We start from the raw sequence: 2,299 nt of genomic DNA, 5'->3' as shown, positions 1-2,299 counted from the left end.
GTCCAGGTCCTTGATGACGGCGGCGAGGTCGTCGGTGAACGCGCGGCTGCTCACGTCCATGACGACCGCGACCCTGGTGATGGCTCCCCTGGCCTGCGCGCCCAGCTCCACCATGGTGGAGATCAGCTCGGGCGGCAGGTTGTCCACGACGAACCAGCCGAGGTCCTCAAGGCACTTCGCGGCGGTGGACCGGCCCGCCCCCGACAGGCCCGTCACCACCGCGACCTCGATGCCGGACTTCTCCCCGGCGGTTTCGCTCACGTTCGCTCCCCTTCGGTACCGGCCGCCGCGCCCAGTCTGGCGCGCACGGCCTCGGCGGTGCGCCGTCCCACGCCGGGCACCCCGCTGATCTCCTCGATGCTCGCCTCACGCAGCTTCCGCAGTGAGCCGAAGTGCTTCAGCAGCGCCGCCTTGCGCGTCTGGCCGAGGCCGGGCACGTCGTCCAGCTCCGAGGCCGTCATGCGCTTGGACCGCTTCTGGCGGTGGTAGGCGATGGCGAACCGGTGCGCCTCGTCGCGCAGGTGCTGGAGCAGGTAGAGGGCTGTGCTGGTGCGGGGCAGGATAGTCGGGTCCGGGTCGTCCGGCAGCCACACCTCCTCCAGGCGCTTGGCGAGTCCGACGACGGCGACGTTGTCGATCCCCAGCTCGGCGAGCACGCCCGCGGCGGCGGTGGCCTGCGGTCCGGCGCCGTCCACGACCAGCAGGTTCGGCGCGTAGGCGAAGCGTCGGGGCTTGCCGGTCTCCGGGTCGATGCCGGGCTTGGCGTCGTCGCCCGCCTCGGCGGTCTCCTTCAGGTAGGCCTGGAAGCGGCGGCGCACGACCTCGGCGATGGAGGCGCCGTCGCCCTCGGTGGCGGCCTCGCGCAGGGCGAAGCGGCGGTACTCGGACTTGCGCGGCAGGCCGTCCTCGAACACGACGAGGGAGGCGACCACGTCGGTGCCCTGGGTGTGGCTGATGTCGACGCACTCGATCCGCAGCGGAGCGCTGGGCAGGTCGAGGGCGTCCTGGAGCTCCTGGAGGGCGGCGGAGCGGGCGGTGAGGTCGCCCGCGCGGCGCAGCTTGTGCTGCTGGAGCTCCTCCTTGGCGTTGCGCTCGACGGTCGCCATGAGGTCGCGCTTGTCGCCGCGCTGCGGCACCCGCAGCCCGACCTTCGTGCCGCGCAGGCCGCCCAGCCAGCGCTCCAGCGCGGGGGCGTCGTCGGGCAGCTCGGGGACGAGGACCTCGCGAGGCACCGGGGCGGCGTCCTCGGCGGCGGCGCCCGCGGCCTCGGCCTGGCCGCCGTAGAACTGGGTGAGGAAGCGGTCCACCAGCGCGGGGACGCCCTCGGAGTTCTCCCGGTCCACCACCCAGGCCCGCTGCCCGCGCACCCGGCCGCCGCGCACGTGGAAGACCTGGACGGAGACCTCCAGGTCGTCGGTGGCGAACGCGACCACGTCGGCGTCGGTGCCGTCGCCGAGCACGACGGCGGGCTGCTCGCCGGCGCGGCGCAGCGCGGACAGGTCGTCGCGCAGCCGGGCGGCCCGCTCGAACTCCAGCTCCTCGGCGGCGGCGTTCATCTCGCGCTCCAGGCGGCGGACCATGCCGTCGGTGCGGCCCGCGAAGAAGTCGCAGAACTCGCCGACGATGGCCCGGTGCTCGTCCGGGGAGACCCGGCCGACGCACGGGGCGGAGCACTTGTCGATGTAGCCGAGCAGGCAGGGGCGGCCCATCTGCTCGTGGCGCTTGAAGACGCCGCCGGTGCAGGTGCGGGCGGGGAAGACGCGCAGCAGCATGTCCAGGGTCTCGCGCAGGGCCCAGGCGTGCGGGTAGGGGCCGAAGTAGCGCACGCCCCTGCGCTGCGGGCCCCGGTAGACGTGCAGGCGCGGGATCTCCTCGTTCAGGGTCACCGCGAGCATGGGGTAGGACTTGTCGTCCTTGTAGCGGACGTTGAAGCGCGGGTCGAACTCCTTGATCCAGTTGTACTCCAGCTGGAGCGCCTCGACCTCGGTGCCGACGACGGTCCACTCGACGCTCGCGGCGGTGGTGACCATCTGGCGGGTGCGCGGGTGCAGGCCGGAGAGGTCGGCGAAGTAGGAGTTCAGCCGGGAGCGGAGGCTCTTCGCCTTGCCGACGTAGACGACCCGCCCAGTGGGGTCGCGGAACTTGTAGACACCGGGGGCCTCCGGGATGCTCCCGGCGGCGGGTCGGTAGGTCGACGGGTCGGCCACGGGACAAGACTACGTGCGGGGTCCGACAACTCTCCGGCAGGCCGGGACGGCGCAGGTCGGGGGCGTGGCACGGGGGCGGGAGCGGCGGGGCG

The 2,299-nt window shown here is 73.3% G+C and carries 2 protein-coding genes; both read right to left on the bottom strand.

The window, feature by feature from the left end; genetic code table 11:
• Window positions 1–261 (bottom strand): RNase adapter RapZ (locus ACTUAL_RS21590; RefSeq protein ID WP_440901522.1); only part of this gene is annotated, 261 nt, incomplete at its 3' end.
• Window positions 258–2,207 carry an excinuclease ABC subunit UvrC gene (gene uvrC, locus ACTUAL_RS21585; RefSeq protein WP_440901521.1) on the bottom strand — a complete coding sequence of 650 codons (1,950 nt, stop codon included), beginning with the start codon at window positions 2,205–2,207 and terminating at the stop codon, window positions 258–260. The genes ACTUAL_RS21590 and uvrC, both read right to left, overlap by 4 nt.
• Between the last annotated feature and the right edge of the window lie 92 nt (window positions 2,208–2,299).

The organism is Actinosynnema sp., assembly GCF_052038725.1.
This window is presented reverse-complemented; position numbering and strand designations above follow the sequence as displayed.